The 23752-nt window shown below is 35.4% G+C and carries 25 protein-coding genes; 1 reads left to right on the top strand and 24 read right to left on the bottom strand.

The features are described from left to right. Positions 1 to 110: 110 nt before the first annotated feature. From B096_RS0102320 to B096_RS0102230, 18 genes are all read right to left on the bottom strand, one after another. On the bottom strand, positions 111 to 1400 hold the full coding sequence (locus B096_RS0102320) for a helix-turn-helix domain-containing protein (RefSeq protein ID WP_018579177.1): 1290 nt from the start codon (positions 1398 to 1400) through the stop codon (positions 111 to 113). 46 nt (positions 1401 to 1446) lie between these two features. Next, a complete protein-coding gene (locus B096_RS09510; protein WP_018579176.1) occupies positions 1447 to 1701 on the bottom strand; it encodes a hypothetical protein in 255 nt (84 codons plus the stop codon). Between the two features lie 764 nt (positions 1702 to 2465). After that, positions 2466 to 4310, bottom strand: coding sequence for a coiled-coil domain-containing protein (locus B096_RS0102305; RefSeq protein ID WP_018579174.1), 1845 nt, complete (start codon positions 4308 to 4310; stop codon positions 2466 to 2468). 1 nt (position 4311) lies between these two features. Then, a complete protein-coding gene (locus tag B096_RS0102300; protein ID WP_018579173.1) occupies positions 4312 to 4623 on the bottom strand; it encodes a DUF192 domain-containing protein in 312 nt (103 codons plus the stop codon). Then, the gene (locus B096_RS0102295; RefSeq protein ID WP_018579172.1) at positions 4623 to 5543 is read right to left on the bottom strand and encodes a type II secretion system F family protein; all 921 of its coding nucleotides are present in this window, start codon (positions 5541 to 5543) and stop codon (positions 4623 to 4625) included. The genes B096_RS0102300 and B096_RS0102295 overlap by 1 nt, the downstream gene beginning before the upstream one ends. 8 nt (positions 5544 to 5551) lie before the next feature. Next, on the bottom strand, positions 5552 to 6475 hold the full coding sequence (locus B096_RS0102290) for a type II secretion system F family protein (protein ID WP_018579171.1): 924 nt from the start codon (positions 6473 to 6475) through the stop codon (positions 5552 to 5554). 11 nt (positions 6476 to 6486) lie between these two features. Further along, the gene (locus B096_RS0102285; RefSeq protein ID WP_018579170.1) at positions 6487 to 7851 is read right to left on the bottom strand and encodes a TadA family conjugal transfer-associated ATPase; all 1365 of its coding nucleotides are present in this window, start codon (positions 7849 to 7851) and stop codon (positions 6487 to 6489) included. Continuing rightward, positions 7851 to 9089: a CpaE/TadZ family protein gene (locus B096_RS0102280; protein ID WP_018579169.1), complete on the bottom strand. Its 1239-nt coding sequence runs from the start codon at positions 9087 to 9089 to the stop codon at positions 7851 to 7853. The genes B096_RS0102285 and B096_RS0102280 overlap by 1 nt, the downstream gene beginning before the upstream one ends. A 14-nt stretch (positions 9090 to 9103) precedes the next feature. Beyond that, positions 9104 to 9913, bottom strand: coding sequence for a Flp pilus assembly protein CpaB (gene cpaB / locus B096_RS0102275; RefSeq protein ID WP_018579168.1), 810 nt, complete (start codon positions 9911 to 9913; stop codon positions 9104 to 9106). A gap of 21 nt (positions 9914 to 9934) precedes the next feature. After that, positions 9935 to 10423, bottom strand: a complete 489-nt coding sequence (locus B096_RS0102270; RefSeq protein ID WP_018579167.1) for a TadE/TadG family type IV pilus assembly protein — start codon at positions 10421 to 10423, stop codon at positions 9935 to 9937. Then, entirely contained in the window at positions 10417 to 10992 is a 576-nt protein-coding gene (locus B096_RS0102265) for a TadE family protein (RefSeq protein ID WP_018579166.1), read from the bottom strand. Before B096_RS0102265 ends, B096_RS0102270 begins: the two co-directional genes overlap by 7 nt. Beyond that, positions 10967 to 11506, bottom strand: coding sequence for a TadE/TadG family type IV pilus assembly protein (locus B096_RS0102260; protein ID WP_018579165.1), 540 nt, complete (start codon positions 11504 to 11506; stop codon positions 10967 to 10969). The genes B096_RS0102265 and B096_RS0102260 overlap by 26 nt, the downstream gene beginning before the upstream one ends. A gap of 141 nt (positions 11507 to 11647) precedes the next feature. Beyond that, positions 11648 to 11818 carry a Flp family type IVb pilin gene (locus tag B096_RS0102255; protein WP_018579164.1) on the bottom strand — a complete coding sequence of 57 codons (171 nt, stop codon included), beginning with the start codon at positions 11816 to 11818 and terminating at the stop codon, positions 11648 to 11650. Between the two features lie 22 nt (positions 11819 to 11840). Further along, positions 11841 to 12014, bottom strand: coding sequence for a Flp family type IVb pilin (locus B096_RS0102250; RefSeq protein WP_018579163.1), 174 nt, complete (start codon positions 12012 to 12014; stop codon positions 11841 to 11843). Between the two features lie 9 nt (positions 12015 to 12023). Beyond that, a complete protein-coding gene (locus tag B096_RS0102245; protein WP_018579162.1) occupies positions 12024 to 12719 on the bottom strand; it encodes a prepilin peptidase in 696 nt (231 codons plus the stop codon). 199 nt (positions 12720 to 12918) lie between these two features. Beyond that, the gene (locus B096_RS0102240) at positions 12919 to 15321 is read right to left on the bottom strand and encodes an AraC family transcriptional regulator (protein WP_018579161.1); all 2403 of its coding nucleotides are present in this window, start codon (positions 15319 to 15321) and stop codon (positions 12919 to 12921) included. A 280-nt stretch (positions 15322 to 15601) separates the two neighbouring features. Next, complete coding sequence (locus B096_RS0102235) at positions 15602 to 16657, bottom strand: VanZ family protein (RefSeq protein ID WP_018579160.1); 1056 nt, start codon at positions 16655 to 16657, stop codon at positions 15602 to 15604. A gap of 44 nt (positions 16658 to 16701) precedes the next feature. Further along, the gene (locus tag B096_RS0102230; protein ID WP_018579159.1) at positions 16702 to 17256 is read right to left on the bottom strand and encodes a G5 domain-containing protein; all 555 of its coding nucleotides are present in this window, start codon (positions 17254 to 17256) and stop codon (positions 16702 to 16704) included. 180 nt (positions 17257 to 17436) lie between these two features. On the opposite strand from B096_RS0102230, the gene B096_RS0102225 reads away from it, so the two are divergent. Then, positions 17437 to 18960, top strand: coding sequence for an ABC-F family ATP-binding cassette domain-containing protein (locus B096_RS0102225; protein ID WP_018579158.1), 1524 nt, complete (start codon positions 17437 to 17439; stop codon positions 18958 to 18960). Positions 18961 to 19077: 117 nt separating this feature from the next. On the opposite strand, the gene B096_RS0102220 is transcribed toward B096_RS0102225, so the two are convergent. The 6 genes from B096_RS0102220 to B096_RS0102195 all read right to left on the bottom strand — a co-directional run bounded on the left by B096_RS0102220 (position 19078) and on the right by B096_RS0102195 (position 23749). Then, entirely contained in the window at positions 19078 to 19737 is a 660-nt protein-coding gene (locus tag B096_RS0102220; protein ID WP_018579157.1) for a GntR family transcriptional regulator, read from the bottom strand. A gap of 54 nt (positions 19738 to 19791) precedes the next feature. After that, entirely contained in the window at positions 19792 to 20880 is a 1089-nt protein-coding gene (locus B096_RS0102215) for a DUF871 domain-containing protein (RefSeq protein ID WP_018579156.1), read from the bottom strand. Positions 20881 to 20903: 23 nt separating this feature from the next. Next, on the bottom strand, positions 20904 to 21344 hold the full coding sequence (locus B096_RS0102210; protein WP_018579155.1) for a DUF3284 domain-containing protein: 441 nt from the start codon (positions 21342 to 21344) through the stop codon (positions 20904 to 20906). After that, positions 21345 to 21500, bottom strand: a complete 156-nt coding sequence (locus B096_RS09905; RefSeq protein WP_018579154.1) for a hypothetical protein — start codon at positions 21498 to 21500, stop codon at positions 21345 to 21347. It abuts the gene before it with no gap. Positions 21501 to 21558: 58 nt separating this feature from the next. Beyond that, positions 21559 to 22884 (bottom strand): PTS sugar transporter subunit IIC, encoded by a 1326-nt coding sequence (locus tag B096_RS0102200; protein WP_018579153.1) that lies wholly within the window; start codon positions 22882 to 22884, stop codon positions 21559 to 21561. Positions 22885 to 23086: 202 nt separating this feature from the next. Then, the gene (locus tag B096_RS0102195; protein ID WP_018579152.1) at positions 23087 to 23749 is read right to left on the bottom strand and encodes a P-II family nitrogen regulator; all 663 of its coding nucleotides are present in this window, start codon (positions 23747 to 23749) and stop codon (positions 23087 to 23089) included. Positions 23750 to 23752 lie beyond the last annotated feature (3 nt).

Genomic DNA, 23752 nt, shown 5'->3' with positions numbered 1-23752 from the left:
CCCGGTTATAACATTTTTTGTATTATTTAAAAAAAATTATAAATGTGATAATATCAAAAAAAACTCAACAAAGTTGGTTGTTGAGTTTAAAAATAATCGGTTGAAGCGTATCAATCAGTATTTATTAGAATCATAATTCGAAATGGTAGGATATCGATAATATTGAATCGAGATAAATCAAGTACATTACGTGTTGATTGATCTAAATCAATTCGATCCGTAACAATTAAATTTGCTTGTTTAAGGTCATTAGAGATGGTAACTTTAAACCCCTCTAGTATCTTGAGGATATATTCTTTTGCAGCCTTATTAAATATCTTACCTTTAGAGATATCAAAATATATTACTATAGGGTTTTGTTGCTTTTCTGTTAGATAAATTCCATAAATTAAATCTAGTAAAATTATAAAAGTATCATTGGATTGGAATGTTAATCGATTCGACTTACTGGACGGATAGGCCTGCACAAAAAGTGCTAATTTTTTATTTATAATCACTTCTTCTATATAACTATTAAAATTTAAGTAATAAATATTTAAACTAAATAAATATAGGATATATAAATCAAAGAGAATCCAACCTTGACTGTCAGTATCAGGATCATGAAGGTTTGTTACGAGATAGATTAGAAACAGATGTAAATCTTCATTTTTGTCGCTGTATTCATTGTTTAAATGATTCCAAAATTGAGACTTTATATCTGATTTTATCCCGATTTCGGCCACGAAAGTCATAAATGTAAGATTCTCGTTATTAAAAGGAAGTGGGAAATGATTCAATAAAGATTTCATCCCGGGTAAATAAGGGACTTGCTTATCGGTAGCAATAAAATTTGAACTATCCAGTAATATATATTTTTGAAACAGAGTATAATCGAATTCACAGTTTACATACCGATAATATAAAATATAGTAACGATACAGTTGTGCGGTTATGTTTATAGGATTTCCCTCAATATATATTCTCGAATTTCGAGTAAATAATTTTATATCAACTTTAGTAAGCGTCTTATTTATTTTTGCAACTAATTTGTAAACATTTTGTCGGGTCATCATTAAGTTTTCGATAAGGACATCAATAGCGAGTTCTTGATGTTCCATATAAGTAGTTATCATAGTGTTTATAAATTGAATCGTAGTAGCATTTTCAGAGTACAGTATAAACAGTTGTTCTGAAATTGAACTTATTGGTATCGAGGATATATTAGATAGGATAAATGATTCATCAGATTTTAGTATTATTAAATCCGAAGACAATTTATTTAGGTCTTGATTAAGATCTCGAATAAGAACGTTAATATATCCCAAATTATCAATACTTGTAAACTTTATTTCTTCCTCAAACAATTGAATAAGGATATTTATCTTATTCTGATCTTTTATCGCTAAATATTTTAACATGCCAATCCTCTCCCCAAAATATTAAACAGTGTAGTTTACACGTTTTTCATTTATAAATTTCCCCAATTATCCCTTGAATTCCATCCAAAGCAATTTCTTTAGGTAAGATAAACCAAAGCGCATTTTTTCCAAATACTGGGAAACCTAGGGGTTTGTTTTCTTTTCCATTCCATCTAACAGCATAGTTATCTTTTCCTTTCCAGTTCACAATTGCGACTGAATAACTCTCAGCACCTCCGTCAAATATGACACGAATATTATTAGCAGAACCTTGGACTTCCTCAGGTAATAAATATGTCATCTTAAACCCTCCTTATATCTAGATGTTAACACGTATAAATTACAGGTACGACAATTGTGCACCCCTCCTGGAGCTATAGATTTTAATTTATAGGTATAAATTAAAGGCAGATACAAGCATAATTCTATCAAATTATAATCATAATTTATACTATTTGTATATAAGGAGGCATTTTAATGACATATTCTAAAATTAAACTATTTTTTAAAATAGTTAGTATGATTCCAATATTCATTATGATAATCTATATTATCCACCTGTTAAGAGTAGAAAATTCAGATGATACTACACTTTTATCAATAATTAGATTGCCGTTTGTGTTTTTATTATTACTATCTACTTTATCATTTGGTATTAATTCAAGAAAATTAGTCTTTAATTTTATTTCTGCTATTATTCTCTTATTTATTCTTCTCGTCATCATTATTGATGGAAACAATCAACTTCCGAGCATATTATCTTCAACTATTATTCTACTTATATACATTCCGATATTAATTATTAATTCTTATATGAATTATTTGCTCAATGATATTCCTAAGTAGACATTATAATTTATATTTATAAAGAAATGGAGTATAGTTTTAAGATTTGAATGAGATAATGAGCGCCTTAGTTAATAATAAAAAAATATACATCATTAAACATTCAAAGGTTCTTTCGCTTTCTTGAATAAATAACACACCCAAAAACCAATCTATAAAATAAAACCCCTTATCCATTTCATTTCGGATAAGGGGTTTTACACATTAATATAAGTTTTTTTATGAATTGTATTTATAATGATCCATAAAAGCATCTAAAGTTTCTCTTTGAGCTTCGATTTGCTTGTATATACGAGCAATTTCTTCTTCAAAATCATTTTTAGGTGCTGTAGGTTCAGCCATTTGTGGCGTTGGTACATAGTTTGAAACTGTTTCAACTACTGGTTCTTGAATGTGCATGTGTTGTACACGTGTTCGTTCTTGAACTTGCTCAGATGTCGGCATATGAACAGGATTTGTAAAGTTTACACGTCCCATTAGTGCTTCCATTTCTTTTTGCATATTTTGTAGTTTCTGAAAGAGTTGATTGATTTGTGTGTCTTTTTCGTCGATAATGCGTTCAAAGTCTTGTCTGGGTTGCCCTTGAAACGTTTGTGTATCTAATCGTTCTTTAAGACGACGCACCTCATCGTTCAATCCTTTACGAACCTGATATTTATCGATCATTTCTTGCTTCAATTCTTCTTGTAATTGGGCAATTTCTTGCTTTAGAATTGCGCGTTCTTGATCAAATGTAAAAGATGGTGCACTGTTTACTTCAGCTTCCAAACGATTAATGATCATATCTTTCTTTTGGATTAATTGATCATATTGCGTACGGATATCTTCAACACGTTGCATAATATTGGGTTGTAATTGAACTTGTTCAAGTTGTTGTGACAGATTTTGAATCTTTTCTTGCAACAACATTACAGTTTCATCTTTTTCAGATGTCATGAGTTCAAGTTTCTTAGTTAAGAATTCAACTTCATTTGTTAATGTTTCTACGGCTAAGTCATCTTGTGAGTTCATGGCTTCAACTGCATCAGTTAGTTCTTGAATTTTAGCTTCGAGTGTTTTAATCTCTTCTTCTTTTTCATCCAGAACATATTGTGTATGCTCAATTGATTCTTGTTGTTCATCGATTGTACCTTGTTGATCCATGAGGCGTGATTCAAATGCTTCACGTTGTGCTTCGAGTGATTCAACCATACGCGCAGCTTCTTGAAGTGCTGTATTTCGTTCAAGAATCATATCTTCTTTTTGGTCAATTAAGGCCATAAAGTTTTCTTCTTGAGCTTGATACTCTTCTAAAATCTTCATTGTACGTTCGATTTCTGAATCTTTCTCTGCAAGTTTAGTTTCCATAACGAGCATTTGTTCGCGTAATGCGAATACTTCTGCATTGGATGTTTCAAGTTCGATTTCTTTTTCTTTTAAGAGGCGAACACTTTCTTCCAGTGCGCGATTCTTTTCTTGAAGGCTTGCTTCAAGCTGATCAAGATATTGTTCAACTTTAACATTCTCTTCTTCATTTTCTTTCACTTGTTGCGTTAAAACGGATACTTCACCATGAGCACGCTCTAACTGTTCTTGGAGTGATTGATAATGAGAAGAAATTTTATCTAATTCTTCTTGTAACTCTCCACTAACGGTTTTATATTGATTCAATTCTGTTGAAAATTGTTGCTCTTGAAGCTTAATATTTTCAGCCAATTCTTCATTTAAACCTTTAATGCGCTTGTACTCTTCTTCGATTTCAATCATTTTTGATTCTGCATCTGTAAATTGAGATTTTAAGAGTGCATTCTCTTGTGAAAGTGATGCTTTTTCAAGCAACATTTCTTTGATTTGAAATTCGAGGTTCCCTTGCATTTGTGAAACGTTTTGTTCTATTTGTTCTACATATGCTTCAACACTACCACGTGTATAGCCCCCGAAGAGAGTCTTTTTGAATTTATTGGATGATCCATCAATTTCATCGTCATCGTCATCATCAATATCATTTGACACATCAAATGTTGGCATGGCGAAGTCGTTTGATTTTGAATCATCACCGAAACTCATATCAAAAAAATCGTTCATCTTATCCCTCCTTCATAATTAATTCATTAAATGTTATGTCACTTAGTGACCTAACAATTGCAGGTGATGCCTCTATTAAGTGGCGCGCACCTTTTACTTTGCTACCTAGACGCCAAGGTTTTATAATCTCATGGTCAATTATATTAAAGTCTTTATCAAGGTAGATTACACAAATATCAAACTTCATAAAACAAGTATGAACACGTGCACAATGAAGAAATAACATTCCTTGATCTTCATTGATTTCTTTTCTAAGCATCAAACCTTTAAAACGAGTTCCAAAATTTGACGCAATTTCGAGGTTCTTAATCATTAACGGCCTCCTAATGCTTCGATGATTGTCGGCACGGCAGGACCGAGCAGAATAATAAAAATAACAGGGAAAATAAAGAGTACCATCGGAATCAGAATTTTAACTGGAATTTTAGCTGCACGTTCTTCAACATCTTGACGATGATACGTACGAATCATTTGAGATTGGCTCATTAAAACATTTTGCAATGAAATACCGAGTTCATCTGCTTGAATGATCGCATTGGTAAACGATTTAACTTCTTCAATTTCAGTACGTTCCGATAGTCTGTTTAGAGCCTCTTTACGAGGTTTTCCCAACATAATTTCTCGTTGACAGATTCGGAATTCTTCAATCAATGGGCCCTCTGCTTTGGTTGTAACATGCCCTAGCGCTTGGTCAAAACTCAGACCCGCTACGACCGAAACACTTAAGATATCCATAACTTCGGGTAATTGTCCTTTGATAACTTTTTTTCGTTTTGTTATCTTTCCCTCTAGTGAATAACGACGATATACGTATCCACCAGCCATCCCCATCATCATGTACATGGCACGCGTAAAACCGCGTTGATGGGATGAAATTGCAAAGTACAGCCCAACCAATCCAAACCCCACAATGATAATAACATTCATCGCACGATAATCTTTCGGGTTGGTTGTAATCCCTGCTTTAAGCAAACGGTCCGCAAGCTTAAGCTGTGACTCAGGCTTCACAGGAAGCATTGTTGAAACGGCGTGAACCAACTTATCAACAATTGGTTGTAAAAAACGTTCTTGGAACGTTTTATCGAGAATGTCATCCGAACCATGTTTTTGTGTGCTTGAATTCTTTGTTTCATCCAATCGTTTTTTAATAACTAATGTTTTACCTGTTAAAACACTCATTACAAAATCGACGAATACATAGGCAAAGATTGCACCTGTAATTGCTTTAATCATAGTTCCTCCTACATCTCTATATTTGTTAGTTTTTTGATCATTGCGTAGCCCATAATTTCAAGGGTAGCACTAACCCCTAACAATGCATAACCGAATGGAGTTGTAAATACAGGCTCCATATACTCTTTATTAACCATAGAAATTAAAACAAGAACAACAATAGGTAGTCCGGCAATAACTTTAGCGGATACATCCCCTTGGGCCGTTAATGCTTTAATATTTTTTTGAATTGTAATCCGTTCACGGATTGCCTCACCGATATTATCAAGAACATCAGCGAGGTTCCCCCCTACTTGTCTTTGAATACTTACAGCAGTATTCATTAATTTCATTTCTTCAGATTCCATGCGTGTGGATACAGCAGCAAGTGATTTTTCAATGTTTTCACCTAACTCAACTTCTCGACACACTTTAAGAAACTCAGGTCCAATTGGATCAGGCAAATCTTTAGCAATACTTGCTAGCGCTTGTTCAAATGTAAATCCAGCACGTAAACTATTCGATAAGATTAATAATGCATCCCCTAATTGTTGGCTGAACTTACCGATACGCTGTTTGCGTTTAATTTTAATATACATGGGTGGACCAATCAGCGCAGCAGCAAAGGCAAAGAGTGTAACAATAAGTCCTTTATCCAATGCAACACAAATTACGACGGCAAATGCCGACAAACCCAACCACATTTTTAGAAATTCATCCGGTCTTAAGTTGATTCCAGCCATTAAAAGGTTTTCTTTTAGTTTTTCTGGAACTTCAATACTGATGGATTGTTTTTCTTTCTTTTGATCTTTTTTTGATTTTTTTGAATAACCGTATAAACTTTGTTTCTCAATTAAATCTAAACGGTCTTTCAACATAATGAAGCGATGGTAAATCAAATTCAAGACAAATTGCAAAACAACGAGTGTGATGTAACTGAGGCACGCAGCCATGATTACCCACATTATTTTTGGAACCACTCATCTTTCACAAGGATACCATTCGCTTCTAATGTATCAATGATATATGGACGGATTCCGGTTGCCATAAACTTCCCTTTAACTTTTCCAGCTGCATCGTAGCCTTCTTGTTTAAAGACAAAGATATCTTGAAGGGTTACAATTTCCCCTTCCATTCCCGTTACTTCTGTAATCGCAACAACCTTACGTGAACCATCACGGAGTCGTGTTTGTTGAACAATAATATTAATAGCAGATGCGATTTGTTCACGAATCGCTTTAATCGGTAAATCCATTCCTGACATCATAACCATCGTTTCAAGACGAGAAACCATATCACGTGGTGTATTCGCGTGACCTGTAGCTAAGGAGCCATCATGACCAGTATTCATCGCTTGTAACATGTCTAATGCCTCTCCCGAACGAACCTCACCGATAATAATACGGTCTGGACGCATACGAAGGGAGTTCTTTACCATATCCCGAATGGTTACGGCACCTTTACCTTCAACGTTTGCTGGACGGGCTTCAAGTGTAATAACATGATTTTGCATCAGCTGAATTTCAGCCGCATCTTCAATGGTTACAATACGTTCAGTTTCAGGAATAAAACTTGAGAGTACGTTAAGCAATGTTGTTTTCCCTGAACCAGTACCCCCAGAAACCACAACATTACATCGGCCTTTAACACAAGCTTCTAAGAATGCAGCCATTCCAAACGAAATGGAGTTAAAGCCAATTAAATCACTAATTTGAAGTGGTGTAGAATTAAACTTACGAATCGTAATGGTCGGACCACTTAACGCTACCGGCGGCACAATCGCATTTACACGTGAACCATCTGGTAGACGCGCATCAACCATAGGGTTTGCTTCGTCGCATCGACGACCTAAAGGCGAAACAATACGGTTAATGATTTGCGCAACGTGAGCATCATCTCTAAAAAATACATTTGACAATTCGAGACGACCTTTACGTTCGATATAAATGGTATTGGGACCGTTAACCATAATTTCTGAAATGTCTTCATCGCGGATTAAAACTTCAAGAGGTCCTAATCCCGTAACATCATCAAAAATTTCTTGAATTAATTGTTCGCGTTTTGCTTTGGTCATTGCCTCTGCACGTTGTGTCAAGCACTCCGTAATAATTTCGCGAACATCAATGCCTTCTTTATCTCCGTGATTATCTTGAATACGTGTATTATACGCATCAATAGTTTCACGGTGGATTACGGCTTTTAAATCTTTAAACTGGTCTATTTGAGGTTCTGCATCAACCTCAAAGACCCCAGGCATAAACGCTAGTCCATCACCGGAAGCGCCACCTTCAGTTGCTTTAGCACGTTCTAAGCGTTCTGATAATTTCATTATTTACCACCTTTTTTTCGTTTACCTTTTTTTGATTTGGCAGGTTTTTCTTTAGGTTTTGGTAAGAATTTCGCAAGCAGTCCAGCTGGCCCTGCTTCTTGTTCATCAGGAGAATCCGATTGATCAATTTCATCAGCCATAATTTGGTAAGCTTTTGCGACTCCAGATAATGGTGAATCAATTGCAATTGGTTTCCCTTGATTTAAAGCATCTATCGATGATTTTAAATCATACGGTACCGTATGCCATAATGGAAATTCAAGTACGCGGGAAACATCTTTCGGTTTAACGCGACCCGGTTCTTCTTTTGCGACGACCAATTTAATTTTTTCATTACCTGCAAGTGAAGTAACAATTGATAATCCTTTTTTAGTTCGACGTAAAGTTGGAATATCCATACCTGTTACATAAATAATTGACGAAGATAAATCAAAACATGACAAGTTAATATTATTAAATCCCATGCTTGTATCAATAATTAAGTAGTCATAGTATGACCGCAATGACGATACAATTTTTTCGATTTGCGAAACTGAAATGTTATCCGCAAATTCTGGACTATTTGGTGCTGCGAGCACGTTAACCCCTGATGGGTGAACAGCCATATATTTACGTATTGTATCGACGTTAGGACTGGCTTGTTCTTGTAATAACTCTGCCAAGGTATCTTTCGTTTCAATGCGCATGGCGGTAGCCACTTCACCAAACTCAAGATCAAAATCAAGAATCGCAACTTTAAGCTTTTTCTGAGCCAGCTTAACCGCTAAGTTCATGGCTACGGTTGTTCGACCAACACCACCTTTTGAACTAAAAACAGTAATAACTTTAGATTTCCAGTTATTTGTAGAACTGTTTTCTAAAGCGATTAATCGAGAAGATTCATTACTGTGAATCCCCTTTAATTGTTGTACTAAAGTCGAACGATCAATTTGCATCGGTAAAATATAATGCACACCAGTCTGCATAACTTTTTGCATCGTTTCACTTGTGTATTCTTGCGTCAAGACTACAGGTACTGACTTAGGACGTAATAAATATATTTGTTGACAAACGCGTTGTAAAATACTTTCGTGAGAAGAATAAATTAGGACAATATCAGGTTTTGTTTTTGAAATATCGTCTAAGACTTTGTTCTCATCGTTTGATTTACCAACGACGCGGATTTCATCATCTTGTAGCATTGGAAAGAGTCGTTGTGCGACACTATCTTCAGCAAATACTAAAACTTTTAACTCCATCTAATTCTCCTTCTCTATTTTAATAAATCGCCAGTAATAACACCGGGTACTTTATCAACCTTATCGTGATCGTGACTTCGTAAAATTGCACGGTTTGTCCCTACCGATTCAGAAACAGCCAGTTTTAATGCATCTTCTGCTGAAACCGCAAGGGTTACCGTCGTATACATTTTATCTGCTACTTTTTTATCATCGGGAAGTGTTTCTTGATCGATTGCAAGGACTTCTTTATTTTGTAAAAGGAGAACTGCTTTCTTTTCTTTAAGTCCCAATACTGGAATACGTTCTTTACCATCAACAGCAGTTTCCACCGAACCTGCATAAAGTTGAGGATAGTTTTTCTTCAAATAATCATATTTTTGAAGTGTATCTTCAGGCAAATCACTGTCCAGCACTGTAATAATATCAATTTTGTTTCCAACACGAATAAGTCCTTGCATCCCGTATTGTCCTTCAAGTTTAACGGTATAAGCACGCATATTATCCGTTAATACTGTGCTAAGACCTGTTGCCCCTTGGCCAACTACTTCAACTTTTTCTCCTGTGAACATATCACCAACAGACATTTTTGTAGTTGTAACTTTCCCTACAACTCGTTCGGCATCAGCAAAAGCACCTTCAGGTGCAGCATCTTTATGAACGCTTTTCACTTCTACCATATCTTGAGTAATACGTGTTTGTGCTGTAAGGGGTTTAATCGCTACAACAACTTGCGTTAAATCTTTTTTAGGTATTTCTTTTTTTAAACCTTGGATTGGGTTCATTAACGCTAAAAGAAACACACCTGCAGCGACAACTACAGAAATTAATTTATTCTTATCCAAAGTAATTCCTCTTTCTTAATCTTAATAGACACCATTAATGGTGGGGGTACGTCCATCCCAAATCGGTTGTTGATCCGTAAAGTTTTGCCATACCGGTAATTCAACTTTAATTGGGAATTCATCAATACCAAGTGCTTTTAATGTGGTTGTTTTATAAACATCTCGGAGAATGATGGTCCCTGTAAGACTAATCATATAGTTACCATTCGGCGACATTCCGCGCTGTTCATTCCAAACCAATTCAAGTTGACTTGGATCGATTCCATTTCTTTTTAAAATTTCATGTGCATTATCCAATGCAATTTGCTGTCCTTGTTGTGAGTGAATCATCTCTTCAGTAATATCCAAACGTGCTTCACGCACTAAATAAGCAACTTCAGTGAGTTTATCTTTCTTATTCATTGCTAAAACAACATCAGTTGATAAAGCAACAAAACCTAGTAGAAACATAAGAATAAACGCAAACATAATCAAAATATTTCCGTCTTCTTCATTTTTAAAATTTACCATTGTTGATTCTTGCCCCCTACTAACTCAATTCTTCTAATTTTATAAAGATTGTTTTTTAATTCCACACCATCCTTAAGGAATGGTTTCGAGAAAGGGGTAATCGGGTAGACTTTGTAGGTTACATCCGAAGCAATTTCCATTGTTGTTGTTTTAAACTTACTGTTAGCACGATCTTTATCCGTTCCATCAGGTACGCCATAGTTAAACTCTCGCTTACCTGCTAGTACAGCGATTCGGCTATTTGTAATCGATACACGACTTACATCAATCGGTGCACCGGTTTCTTCTACATTTTTTTCATACATATCGCGAATATGGGTATTAGCCCATCCGCCATCTACAATGTAGCTTTGATTGGTGTGTAGGGCATGTTTTTGTTGTGGCCCTAGATCAAGTTGGATTGCCATTTTACGTAAAGAATAGTCAAACTGAACTTTATTATAGACCACCCAACTCACATCAATGAGAAAACATACAATCAATAGAAAAAGGGGTAGCACAATCGCAAATTCTACCATTGCCTGACCTTTTTCTTTTTTTGATTTATTGACCAACTTTGACATTCGCATCACCATCGCCTCCTAAGTACATTAAACCATTGTACGTTTCTGTTAGACGAAGTGTCTCACCCATTACTTGTTTTGTGATATACATGGAGAACGGAACATCATAAGTTGTTGTTACGGTTACATAACGTATATCAGTTCTATTTTTATGTCCAATAAAGCCACCATCATTTGCACTCCAAATTTTACGTGTAAAATCCCGGTGTTCGATATCTGACAAATCAATTTCATATTTAAGGCGTTTTGGGTCAAGTGTTCCGTTATTGTTAATCAATGCCTCAATCGTTTTTTCTTTACTGCTAAAACGCGATTGATCTTTAACTCCGCCGCTTGCACCACCTTCGTCATACAATACCGCAACCTTTTGGATTTCACTGGTTAGATACTGTAGATTGACCTTTGCATGCACTGCTTTACCAACGTCCATGATCAAAGCAAGCATAATTATAAGAATAGGAAGGATTAAAGCAAATTCCGTAACACTTTGACCACTTTCACCTTTAAGTTTTTTTATCATATTCACTCCTTAAAGCGACAAATAAAGGGGATGAAAAATCATCCCCTCGGAACTATCCAAGCCGGATAGAGATTATAAAATATTTAAAGATAAAGTATCACTTGCGCGATACTTTATCATTATATAGAAGCTAAGAGCAGACTAAGCGCCTTTACCTGCTTGTAATTCTTTACCTACGTTTTCGAAGATTCCTTTTAGGTTTGTACCTAAAGTTTTCATAACAACGATAACTACTACTGAAACAAGAACTAAGATAAGTCCGTATTCAACCATACCTTGTCCTGATTCTTCATTTAATAACCAGTTTTTCATAATTTTCTCCTTATTTTCTTCCCTAATTTATTTTAGGGACTAGATCAGCGACTGTTTCAAACATCGTCTTAACATATCCATTCCCAATTGATCGTAGCACCACTACAGTAACCACAGATACCAATACAAGAATTAGACCGTATTCAACCATGCCCTGTCCAGACTCCTCGTCCATAAATTCATTTACGGTTATCATAACTATCTCCTAACATACTAATAGAACACTGCAAATCAACATACTGATGACTGGGTAATACAGTGCAAATAATGCACCGCCCATTAATTGTGTACACATGGGGAATGTACTACCGATGTACATCGTTTTAGTGTAGAAACCAATAACAATGTAAATTAACAAGCAAAGTACGATACCTATTAGAAATGTTAGAATATTAGGTAATCCCAACATAAATGATAATGCAATTGCAAGCTTTATATCGCCTGCTCCCACACCGAGACTTCCAGAGAATGCTTTTGTCAAGAAGGCTGTAGCAAAGAACAGAATACCTGTTAATAGCATTGCTATGAGTCCAGTTGACAATCCATGAAATCCATTTGCAACAAACTGATAGATGACTCCAATAACTAATACACTGAGTACCAATTCGTTTGGAATAATTCGAATGCGTTGATCGATTCGAATACCGTAAATTGCTAAGAAAGCAATTACGGACATTACAGTTGCTTCAAACAAAGCGAATGATGTGTATGCAACTAAAGTAGCTACACCGACATAAATGCCATTCATCAATGCGTCATGCGCATCTTCTGGACGAAAGACCTGATAGATCTTATTGTTTCTTCGTTGTTTCCAAGCTACTGTATCTTCCACAAATCTTGAAATGTTGTATCCTAGTGTAAAAAATATGGTAGTTAAAACAATATAAACAATAATATTCACTATAGAATCTCCTCATCACCGACATAGATAGTATATGATTATCTCATGCACCTATCTACCACTAATTTGACGTGAATTTCACAAAATTTTAACCTTATCACTTTGTTTGTTCTTGACTACGCATTATTTGTCACTGTACTTGTGCATAATTGTATTAAATGTGAAAAAATATAAAAAGATACCTGAATTTGGTATCTTTTTATATTTTATTTAACTTAATAAGACTAATATTCAAAAGGCTCTGATTAAATGTATAATCTAATTCACCGTCTAATTCCAAATATTTAACCTTCATACTTGGATTCGTCTGTTGGCGAATGTATTCACGCTCTTCAGGTGTAATGTTCGCAATCCCAGTATCTTCAACCCATTTTTGGCAGAAATACGCATTTTTATAATCTAGATATCGCTCCGTCATTTTATAACGACCGTGTAAGCTTTCAATTTTAAAATTTACTTTGCGTTCATATTCTGCACCCATGTTACGATCATGAGCATCAATACGACGATATGATTCATAATAGTTCGAATAAACAATAATCGCATAATCATGATGGTTACGTGTCACTATATAACCTTCTCCATAATCAACAATGGTACTAAAGAGATCTTGAAGAAATTTTAGAACGTAAAACGGCATTCGTTCGACACCTAAACAGTTATAGAAGCTTGAATAAGGCAATGGTATGAAGTCTTGATGTGGCTTAGTGATAATATTCCATGAAGAGAAATAGAAATCACCAAGACTCAATTGCAATAAAATCGGAAGGAACAATAAATTATAGAATGGATTTTCAAATGCATCATTCCAACGATAATCATCATCAACAGCATAGTTGAAGGATGCAGCGACGATATGTCGACCTAATCGATCTGCAGGTAAATTTGATCGTATTGCAAGATTGATTTCGCGTATATCATTTAAGATTTTAGGTAGTAGCAATTCACTCCCTAGATCGTTATCGATAAAATTAAGGTCACACGTATAAAACGCGGGTTCAATATTCATTTGCGCAATCATTTCAAGATATTCCTTATTAATTTCTCGAGTATTTGAATCAAATGCCCCTAAATACAATCCCCAACGTACCTTATCTTGATCAAACTTCGATTGTAGAACATTCACGAAGGTATGGATGCATTCCTTAAATAAAGGTCTACGCACCTGATCACTTACTGCAGCATTGATTGTTGGAAAGTACAATTCGTAGCCCCATTCCTGGAGTTTTGAATTACTGATAATTAAAGAAGCATCATCTAAAGCTCGTTGCATCCCTAAAACTGCTTGATTCACCTCGTGGAGGCTTGCTCCCTCTTGAAGAAGAGTATTAAACGTAACAAAATCAAGACGGAGTACCGGAATTATATCGAATTCGGTAAAGACTGTGAAAATATTATAAATTTCAAAAGGAGAAAAATCACGCAGTGTCCCCGCTTTTGTCTGAAGTTTAAACACTCCATCAATAAAGGCAAGTTTAATTTTAACAGTCTTAAATTTAAAGTGCATTAGAGTCTCTCGAAGCTCAGCGATACTTAAGAAATCTCGATCAACAATACAATCTAAATCAATAACAACACCCCAAGCATTACGAAAGTGTCCTTTAATAAAATTGGGATTTATGGTAGCTTCCAAGGCTTTAATCGGTTCATTTTCAGTTTGACTTGGTTTTTTTGTACCAACTTCTAGAAAATAACGCACCTTACTATCGGAAGCTAACTGATGTTCTAATGTCGTTATGTATTCCGTTGTATATTGTTTGCGAAATTGTGTTGGTGATAAACCAAATACCTTTTGAAAGTCTCTTCCTAACGCTTTAATATCCAAAAACCCACAATGGTTTGATATTTCAGTCATTGATAAATCCGTATTAACAAGGCAATCTACAGCGTAATTAATACGGCTTACGCGAAAATATTCACTGACGTTGACACCCGTTATTTTTTTAAACATTCTTGAAAGATAGGCCCCACTGACATTATATTCTTCGGCAAGTCCTTCCAACGTAATTTTTTCGTTTTTTGCATCGGCATACTTTTCAGTAATATCGATGACGATCGATTCAATCGAATCGGTGCTAACCACAGTTCGTTTCTGACTCATTACAAAGAGTTTGATCGCATCCACCACTTCTTTTGAAGCATGATAACTTTGTTCAAACGTAACCTCACCTGCTTCTTTTTGAGCGTACAGATGACGGACCGATTCAATCAAACGAATTTTGTTGCGTTGATCCTTTAATGTACTATCTAAACTTACTTGTGCAGATAAATTAAAATGTTCTTCCGCGAAGGCGGCATCAATTTGGGCTACAAGAATTATATTATCGCGGCTGTTTGCATAAAAACAATGTGCACGATTCGGTTCTAAAATATAGACATCACCCTCATTTAAGTTTAAGTAAGATCCATTAACACGTAATCCGATCATCCCTTTTACCACATAGATCACTTGAAATGCTTTATTAGCTTCAAATTCTTTTTCTTCAATGCGCTTTAAAAACGTTCGATATGGCAAATTTCTTCTAACAACAACAATTCCATTATTCATAGCAATGCCTGCGAGCGAGCAGGATTCTGATTTTTTGATATGTATAGTATTCATGGTATGGTTCTCCCTTGCAAATTGTCATCAAAAAGAATCACAAATGACAAATCATTGGTCTTGTGATAACTCATTCTTTGATAAGCATTACCCATACTTATTAAATTCAAAGATTTTATAATTGATATCTTTTTATCGATCGAATACAACATGAAGAATTTTAACACATTTCAACAAAATTTCACATACCTTTTGCATATTTGGTGTATTTATACGCAAATTATGTCATTTTTATCCATTTTTTCGTACATTTACGCAAAAAAAAGAAGGTTTCCCTTCTTTATGGATTGATAATCTGACCTTGGCCAATCTTTCGCGCGGTGGCTATTTTCGACTCCGTAATAAAGTAAAACTTAGATCCAGAATATGGAATATCCCATTCTAACTCAAAAGGATGCGTGTCCCCTTCATCTTCGAAACTTTGAAGAAAGAGTGGTCCCACCTCATATTTACCAAATGAATAATCTAAAAACAACACTTTCTGTTTAAGTTCAATTGTAGGGATATCCTTGTGATACCCCTCGAATTGCTCCCTTTTAAGATTCATTTCGCCCGACATCACTACCCGATTGGGTTCGAAATTATAATACCGATTGTTTGATTTACCGTTGGAAATCATGTTTCTCATATTTAGATTGTATTGAATCACCTCATCAGCAGAAACATCCAAATATACACTCGTAATCATAAATACAAACAATAAGACGACCGAAAGAATACCTAATCCTTGTCCATGCATCCAATGGCTTGTTTGTTGATCGTAGTAGGCCAGGATATGACGCATTCCAAAATAATATAAGAGATAGCCGATGAATCCACCCAAGGTATTGGTAATTAGATCGGATACATCAAAATGCCATAGGATCACTCCAAATCCCAAGGTTAGCCCTAATTCTAAGAGTTCAATCGTTAAAGATAATAAAAACGTTGTTAAAACTGTGTGATGCCAGCGTCTCATTGATTTAAAGACAACGGGTAAAAAAATACCCATTGGAACCATCATTAAGATATTAAGCAACGGCTCCTTTAATTGTTTTAAACCGGTAATGTTTTGAAAAGGTATCAAATTATAATATTCAATTGAGGCTTGTTCCAAACTAAAATTCATCATCGCATTTTGAACTTCACGATGGTTGAGAGGTATCGGAAATAAGGTTAAATCAAGTACTTTACCGATATAAAGAATAAATAACAAGCCGATTATTTTGTTTTTTATCGATGCAGATCGCTGCTTCACAAGAAAAATGATAGCAACCAAACAGTAGATCATAATCCCTGAATTAATTGATACGCCTTGTGTATTTTGTATAATGGGTGTGATAAATCGTTCAAACATGTAAAACTCCATTCGTGTATATATCTAAATCTTACATGATTCGATTACTCTTGTCGAGAATCACGTGGTTTTAAACCGCGAATTTCATCAACAGGAGCCAGTTTAACATACTTACTTGGACGCTCTTTTTTATAAACAACATCATCATGATAGATTATACGAGTTCTAATTTCCATAATACCATTTTGACCCTCAACCAGTACATTTTGTTGTTGTGCTTTCGGTATCTTTGAATCTTCATAGATTGTCTTAAAGGGAATCATTTCATACGTTAATGCTTCAACTGATTCAACCTCCTTAAATACAGCTTCCACTACACAGCTGCGACTAACCACGAACTCCGACATAAGGTTCACTTCGCCTTCAACTTTCCAACCTTTAAACAATATTTCATCATCATTTTCAAACAAGTTTTTTGTTGGTAGGATATAGTGGTCACCCTTGCGCACAACATAAGCAGTCCGTGTATATTTTTTAAACGGAATGTTCTGAGTTTGTAAGGTTATTACTGCATAATTCATTTTAAAAATTAAAAGTGTTACAACAATAAGTAAAACAGGTACTACGTAAGCCATTATAAGTTTATATTTTTTATTCATGTAATCTCCCCTCTATAATCTAACATATCTGTAGAGCGATTTGTGTAATTCGCTATATTATACAAGAGTATTCTCAATTAATACAAATAGGTTACAAAGCGCACTTATATGTTATAATAAGCAAAGATATTTTAATGAAGGACTACTCATTTAAACCTTCATTGTGAAAGAAGGTTTATTATGCCCTATTTAGAAATAAAAAATTTAACGCACACGTTTGTTGAGCGAGAACTCTATTCCAATGCAGAATTTGTTTTGCACAAAGGTGATCATATTGGATTAGTTGGTTTAAACGGTGCAGGGAAAAGTACGCTCATTCGTTTTATGACTGGAGATCTTTCCCCTGATTCCGGTACTGTACTTTGGCAAGATAAGATACATGTTGCATTTATGGATCAATATGTAAGTGTCGACCCAGAATTAACAATTCATGGTTATCTCTCAACAACCTATCAGGAGTTATTTGAATTGGAAGCACGAATGAATACCTATTATCTCGAGGCTTTGGATGATGAAGATGCACTCCGAAAAGCTGCCAATATTCAAGAACGACTGTTACAAGCTGATTTCTATACCATTGAAACCGAAATTCAAAAAGTCATTCAAGGCCTCGGTCTAAACCTCCTTGGCACCGATACTAAAATTGAACATCTATCGGGAGGTCAACGAGCTAAAGTTATTCTTGCAAAGTTATTGCTGTCTGAAGCCGATGTCCTCCTCCTTGATGAACCAACAAACTTTTTAGATGTAGATCACATTGAATGGTTAGCGAATTATTTAAATAGTTATGCAAAAAGTTTTATCGTTGTTTCTCATGATGATTCATTCATCAACCGCGTTGCGAATGTCATTGTTGATATCGATTTTCAAAAAATTACGCGCTATAACGGAAATTATGATGCCTTTTTAAAACAAAAAGAGCATAATCGACAAGAACAACTGAGTCTTTACTCTAAGCAACGTAATTATATTGAAAAAACAGAGGCCTTTATTCGCAAAAATAAAGCTGGTGGTAATGCAAAGATGGCTCGAGGTCGACAAAAGCAATTAAATCGCCTCGATCGGGTCCATGCACCACTCGCGCATGCAAAACAAAACTATACTTTCAAAACCTTGTCACAGGCAAATGTACGAGTGTTAGAAACTATTGATTTGGCAATCGGTTATGACACTATCTTAATTGATGGATTCCATATGAAAATATATGGTGGTGAGCGTTTTGCAATCACAGGATTTAATGGAATTGGAAAATCGACACTTATTAAAACAATTATGGGTGAACTGCAACCCTTAGGTGGATCCATTTATTTAAATGATGATCTAAAAATCGGTTACTTTGAACAAAGTTTAAACTGGTCTGATGATACCTTAACCCCATTACAAATTGTTAGTCAGACTTATCCTCGTTTTACCCAAGGCGAAGTCCGTAAAACACTTGCTTCTGTTGGAATGAAAGAAGAGCATTGGAGTCGTGGCATTAAAACGCTCAGTGGTGGCGAACAGACAAAAGTTAAATTATGTCTATTAATGAATCGTTACACCAACATGCTTGTTCTTGATGAGCCAACAAACCATCTAGATATTGAAAGTAAAGATGCTTTAAAATACGCGCTTCAAGAATATACAGGAACAATCATTCTTGTTTCACACGAAGCCAGTTTTTATGAAGACTGGGTGGATCAAATCATCAGCATTGAACAGTAAACAAAAGGATGCGACCTTAATCCATAAATTGTGTTGAGGTTATGAAAAAAACTTAATACATCTAAAAAAAAACAACAAATCTTAATCGTAAGATTTGTTGTTTTTTAGATACTGTGACTAATCTGTAATTTCTATCAAACGGTGTTCAGGATGATTAAAACTTTTAATGTATACCAAAGGGTTGCCATCAATTTTAGATATAATTGAATCAACGACTAAAATTGGACTACCAATTTTAATTCCTAAAATATTCGCGTATTTTATTGGTACTATTTGCGGAAGGATTGTAAAAGATGCACTCCCACGATTTAAGAAAGGATTAAAATCTCGTAATCGCGGTAATTCATTAAATGCTTCATCCGATAATTGATTGCGGGCAATATAGATTTCTTCGATTGCTATATTCACATCGTGATAGGATAAAACTCGAATAAAACGTACTACAGATGTATCCAAAGGAATATGAAGACTTTCACTTACCTCTTTACCGCAAGACGCTTTCACATCAAAATAAAGAATTTTATAGTGATCAAACTCGGGAGTTAACAGTGAATTTTTTTTAATTAAACGTTTATCCGAAACAAAAGTCCCACGGTTCGCATCACGATACAAATAGCCTTCATCAACTAATTCATTGATTGCTTTCCGGATCGTCATCCGACTTGCTTGGAAATGTTCTGTAAAATCACGCTCACTCGAAATTGCTGCATTTGGTTCCATTGAATCAATTGTTTCGATAATTTCATTTTTAATCTGTTGATAGAGTGGAATTTTCATGCGCAAACCTCCAAGATATATTTATTATAAGTTATATTACGAAACAAGCAACGCTTATTTTAAAAATGCGAAAGGTCGCCATGGCTGAATATAATTCAACAGCATCATTTCATTTTCTGGCAGATGACCGATGATATTCTTATTACCATCATTAGGCATGGCTTCAAGTACGATATGCAATTCCCCTTTGTATCGGCCATAATTATCATTCAAAATCACAACGTCACCGCGTTCCAAATCTCGAATGTGTTTTGGAGGAATAGACTCCGATGCATAAGTAACCCGTGGCATCGTTGAACGCGCCATATAAGCACTCATATCCCCTCGTACAAAGTGATAATGATCATAAAGAATCTTTGATTCAATGGGTGTAATCGTCGATTCCAACTCAATCTTAAATTGGAGTTTACCCAGTTCAATAGAAGCACACATTGCTAATTCTTCATCTGAAGCATAAGCATTTCCAATGATGATGTCATCAATCATTTCAGTCGCAATCAACTCACGAATCTGAACATCAATAGGTAAATCACGATGATGTTCGAGGGTACAAAGGCCCTCATAAACAGGCCAAGGGCCAAACGTATCGTGATTTTGGCTTGAAACAAAAGCAGCACTTTGCAGACCCAGTTTACGAATCTTTGCATTGCATGCATCGAAATGTTTTTGACTTAGACCTGTATAGCGTTGAGGATAAAAATTATGACACGTAATCAGTGCATTTTTATTCGGATAATATGTCATCACATTTTCAATATAATCATTCCCTTGACTGGAATTTAATTCAATTTTCAAACCATAAGGATTAAAGGTCATCTGACTTTCAACCGCTCCATTATAACCCTCGTCAAGGCGTATGCCATCAACACCAATCTCATTAAAGAAGGATAAATCATCTTTAGAAAGATTAAACGTTTCAAAAACAGATGGTGCCACATCGATAATGACCTCCATGCCGCATTGATGTGCCACATCGGTAAGTATTCGATACGCTTTTATAAGTTCCGCTTTTTCTTTAGCATCTGCTTGTAATAAACTCATAAAAATACGCTTAAAACCGCATTTTGATGCTTTTTTAAGATACTCAATATCACGTTCAAGTGTTGAGTTCTCAGGATAAATTGAAATACCTAATCGTGCCATAAAGCCTCCTCATTTTTTTGTAATTATATCTGCTCTTTCAGTAACCCCTCAATTTGATCAAATAATAAGTTAATTCTCTTTCGACTCCCTTTACGATAAAAACGTTCCATAAGTTTGAAATTAAGCATTTTACTTTTCTTATGTGAATGATAGGATTCTTCATATTTTAACGTAAATGATGTCTTGTCAACTGGGATTAATTCATAACTCAATTCGTTCGTCCCTTGTGCACTCTCAAAACGTACACGATAACGGGCTGATTGCTTTAGCTCTAAGACCGTTACAGTAACAACACCTGAATTGCCCATGCGACTGCGTAATGTTTTTTGATATGTAAACCCTTCGTTAATTTCGTCTTGGTCCAAAGCTTCCCCAGTGGATGCTTTGATATCCATACACAATGACTCCATCAATAAATTATAACATTGTTCTGTTGAGCCATTAATCGTTCTTGAAACTTCCATCTATTTTTCTCCCTTACTCTTTCGAAATAGTAACCATAGAGAAACAATGATTAGCACAAGACCCGTTATCATCAATCCCAACCCTTGTTCCTTTGTACTCGAAAGTACGATAAGCAACAATCCAATTGAAAGCATAAAAACGATCCATTGTTTCATTATAACCTCCTATAAACGAATATTAGGAGCAGTCGCTCCTAATATGATTATATATTATTTAGGATTTGTTCGCTTCATTATAATCAATTTTATTTGCGACAAGGACAAATACTGCCCATATTGCCGTTCCGATTATAAGATTAATTAATGAAAGCAATGCTGCTGAGAACGAGAATCCCGTTGACATCCAAGCATAGAGGATTGGAGGCATTACCCATGGAACTTCTAAGAATACAGGTGGTACTAGACCTGCTGAAGTAGCGAGATAAGCAATCGTTACCAAGACTGTTGGCACAAGAATCCAAGGAATTAGATATATAGGATTGAGCACAATTGGTAAACCAAAGATAACGGGTTCATTAATATTAAATAATCCCATCGGTGCGCTTAATTTAGCAACAGCTCGATTTTCCTCACGTTTGGAGAAAAGAAGTAGCGCGATAATTAAACCAAGCGTACATCCAGCTCCACCCATCCAAGCAAAAGCATCGAAAGAACCGCGAGTCCAAAGATATGGTAAATTTTCGGCTGATAGAGATGCATTGTAGGCGTTTGTATTAGCCGTTAACGCAACCTTGTATACACCATCTAATGCTGGTGCGAGTACATTGGTACCATGAAGTCCAAAGAACCAAAATACAGATACTGAAATAGTAACAAAAATTACTGAACCGAGACCTTGTGAAACATTTAAGAATGGCATTTGTAAATATTTTAGAATCAAATCACCAATCGATGCATCAAAGAACGTTGTAGTTAAATATGCAAGCGTTCCTACGACATAGAGCGCAACACACCCTGGAATAATCGAAGCAAATGCTCGAGAAACTGCAGGAGGTACTTGATCCGGTAATTTAATCGTAATGTTTTTATTCATCAATTTAGCATAAATAATTGTTGAGACAAAACCTACAATTAACGCGGTAAATAATCCCTTGGCATCCATATAGCCAATACCGATGTATCCCCAACCTACTACAGGTTCAGCCATACCGGCAACATCAATTGACGCAATTTGTGGTGTAACCACAATAAATGCTGCTAATGAGATTAATCCACCAGCAAGTGGATCAACATCATACGCTTTTGAAAGTTGATATCCAATTGCAAATGCAAAAACGAGTGCAAGAATTGCAAGAGTACCAAACCAAATATTTCCATTAATACCAATTAACCAGCTGAACGCATCGGTAATACCCTCTGCTCCGAATTTAGCAGGTAAATCTCTTACAAGTGCATTGAGAAGTACCGCAACTGAACCTGCCATTGTTATTGGCATGATACTGATAAAAGCATCACGAATTGCAACTAAATGCTTTTGCGATCCAATTTTAATAGCAATAGGGACGAAATGTTCTTCCATCCATGATGTTAATTTCTCCATAATCTTTTCTTCTCCTTTACTACGTACATCCCTGATAAATTCAGTGGTATATACCATGTAGCTAATCTAAATATATCACACTCATTTGAAGATGCAAGCGTTATCATGATATTTTCACATAATAATTTGTTTTATCATAAAAGAGTAAAAAAAAGGCATCCCCGCATATTGGCGTGAGATACCTGTTTTCCTTGAAGTTAAATTATACTACAAGTCCTAATGTTCGTGTTGTTTCGATTACGAAAATGACACCGTGTCCAGGCTTATCAATTTCAAAAGCCTTATTGATTGCCTCAATAATCCCCGTCGTATTTTCGGTTTTCGTTAAAATGAGAATGATCTCTTTTTCGGGTTCAATATCCATATTAAAAAGCTTTTCATGTTCATGTGTTCCAGAACCCCTTGCATGAATCACAGTACCACCAGTTGCTCCATTTTCTTTCGCAACATGCATGACATCCTGTGCCAACCCATCATCTACAATTATAAAGATTGCATCCGTACTCATTTTTTTATCACCTTCCTTATATGTTTGACTTTTCTTTGGTAATTGATTAATTCCCAAGACATCTTTCAACGGTATTGAAAAGACGATACCCGTACCCGGTTTTTTAAAATTCGTATGCGTTTGAAGTGTTTCATAAAACGATGATTCCATCGATTCAGGCATGATAGTCATGCAAATTTCTTTACGTCGTTCATCAAGACCTAACAAATTCAAAAAACGATCTTTTACGGAACCTCTTCCTTGGAAAATAGTTCCACCCGTTGCTCCGACTTCTCGAGAAATCGCAAGAATATGGCTCCCTTGTTCACGTTCAACGATTGAACACACCATCATTAAATTTGATATTTCAAAAGGCATAGT

The sequence above is a fragment of the Erysipelothrix tonsillarum DSM 14972 genome, from assembly GCF_000373785.1.
Taxonomy (GTDB): Bacteria; Bacillota_I; Bacilli_A; order Erysipelotrichales; family Erysipelotrichaceae; genus Erysipelothrix; species Erysipelothrix tonsillarum.
The sequence above is the reverse complement of the archived record's forward strand: the minus strand, read 5'-3'. Positions and strand labels throughout refer to the sequence as shown.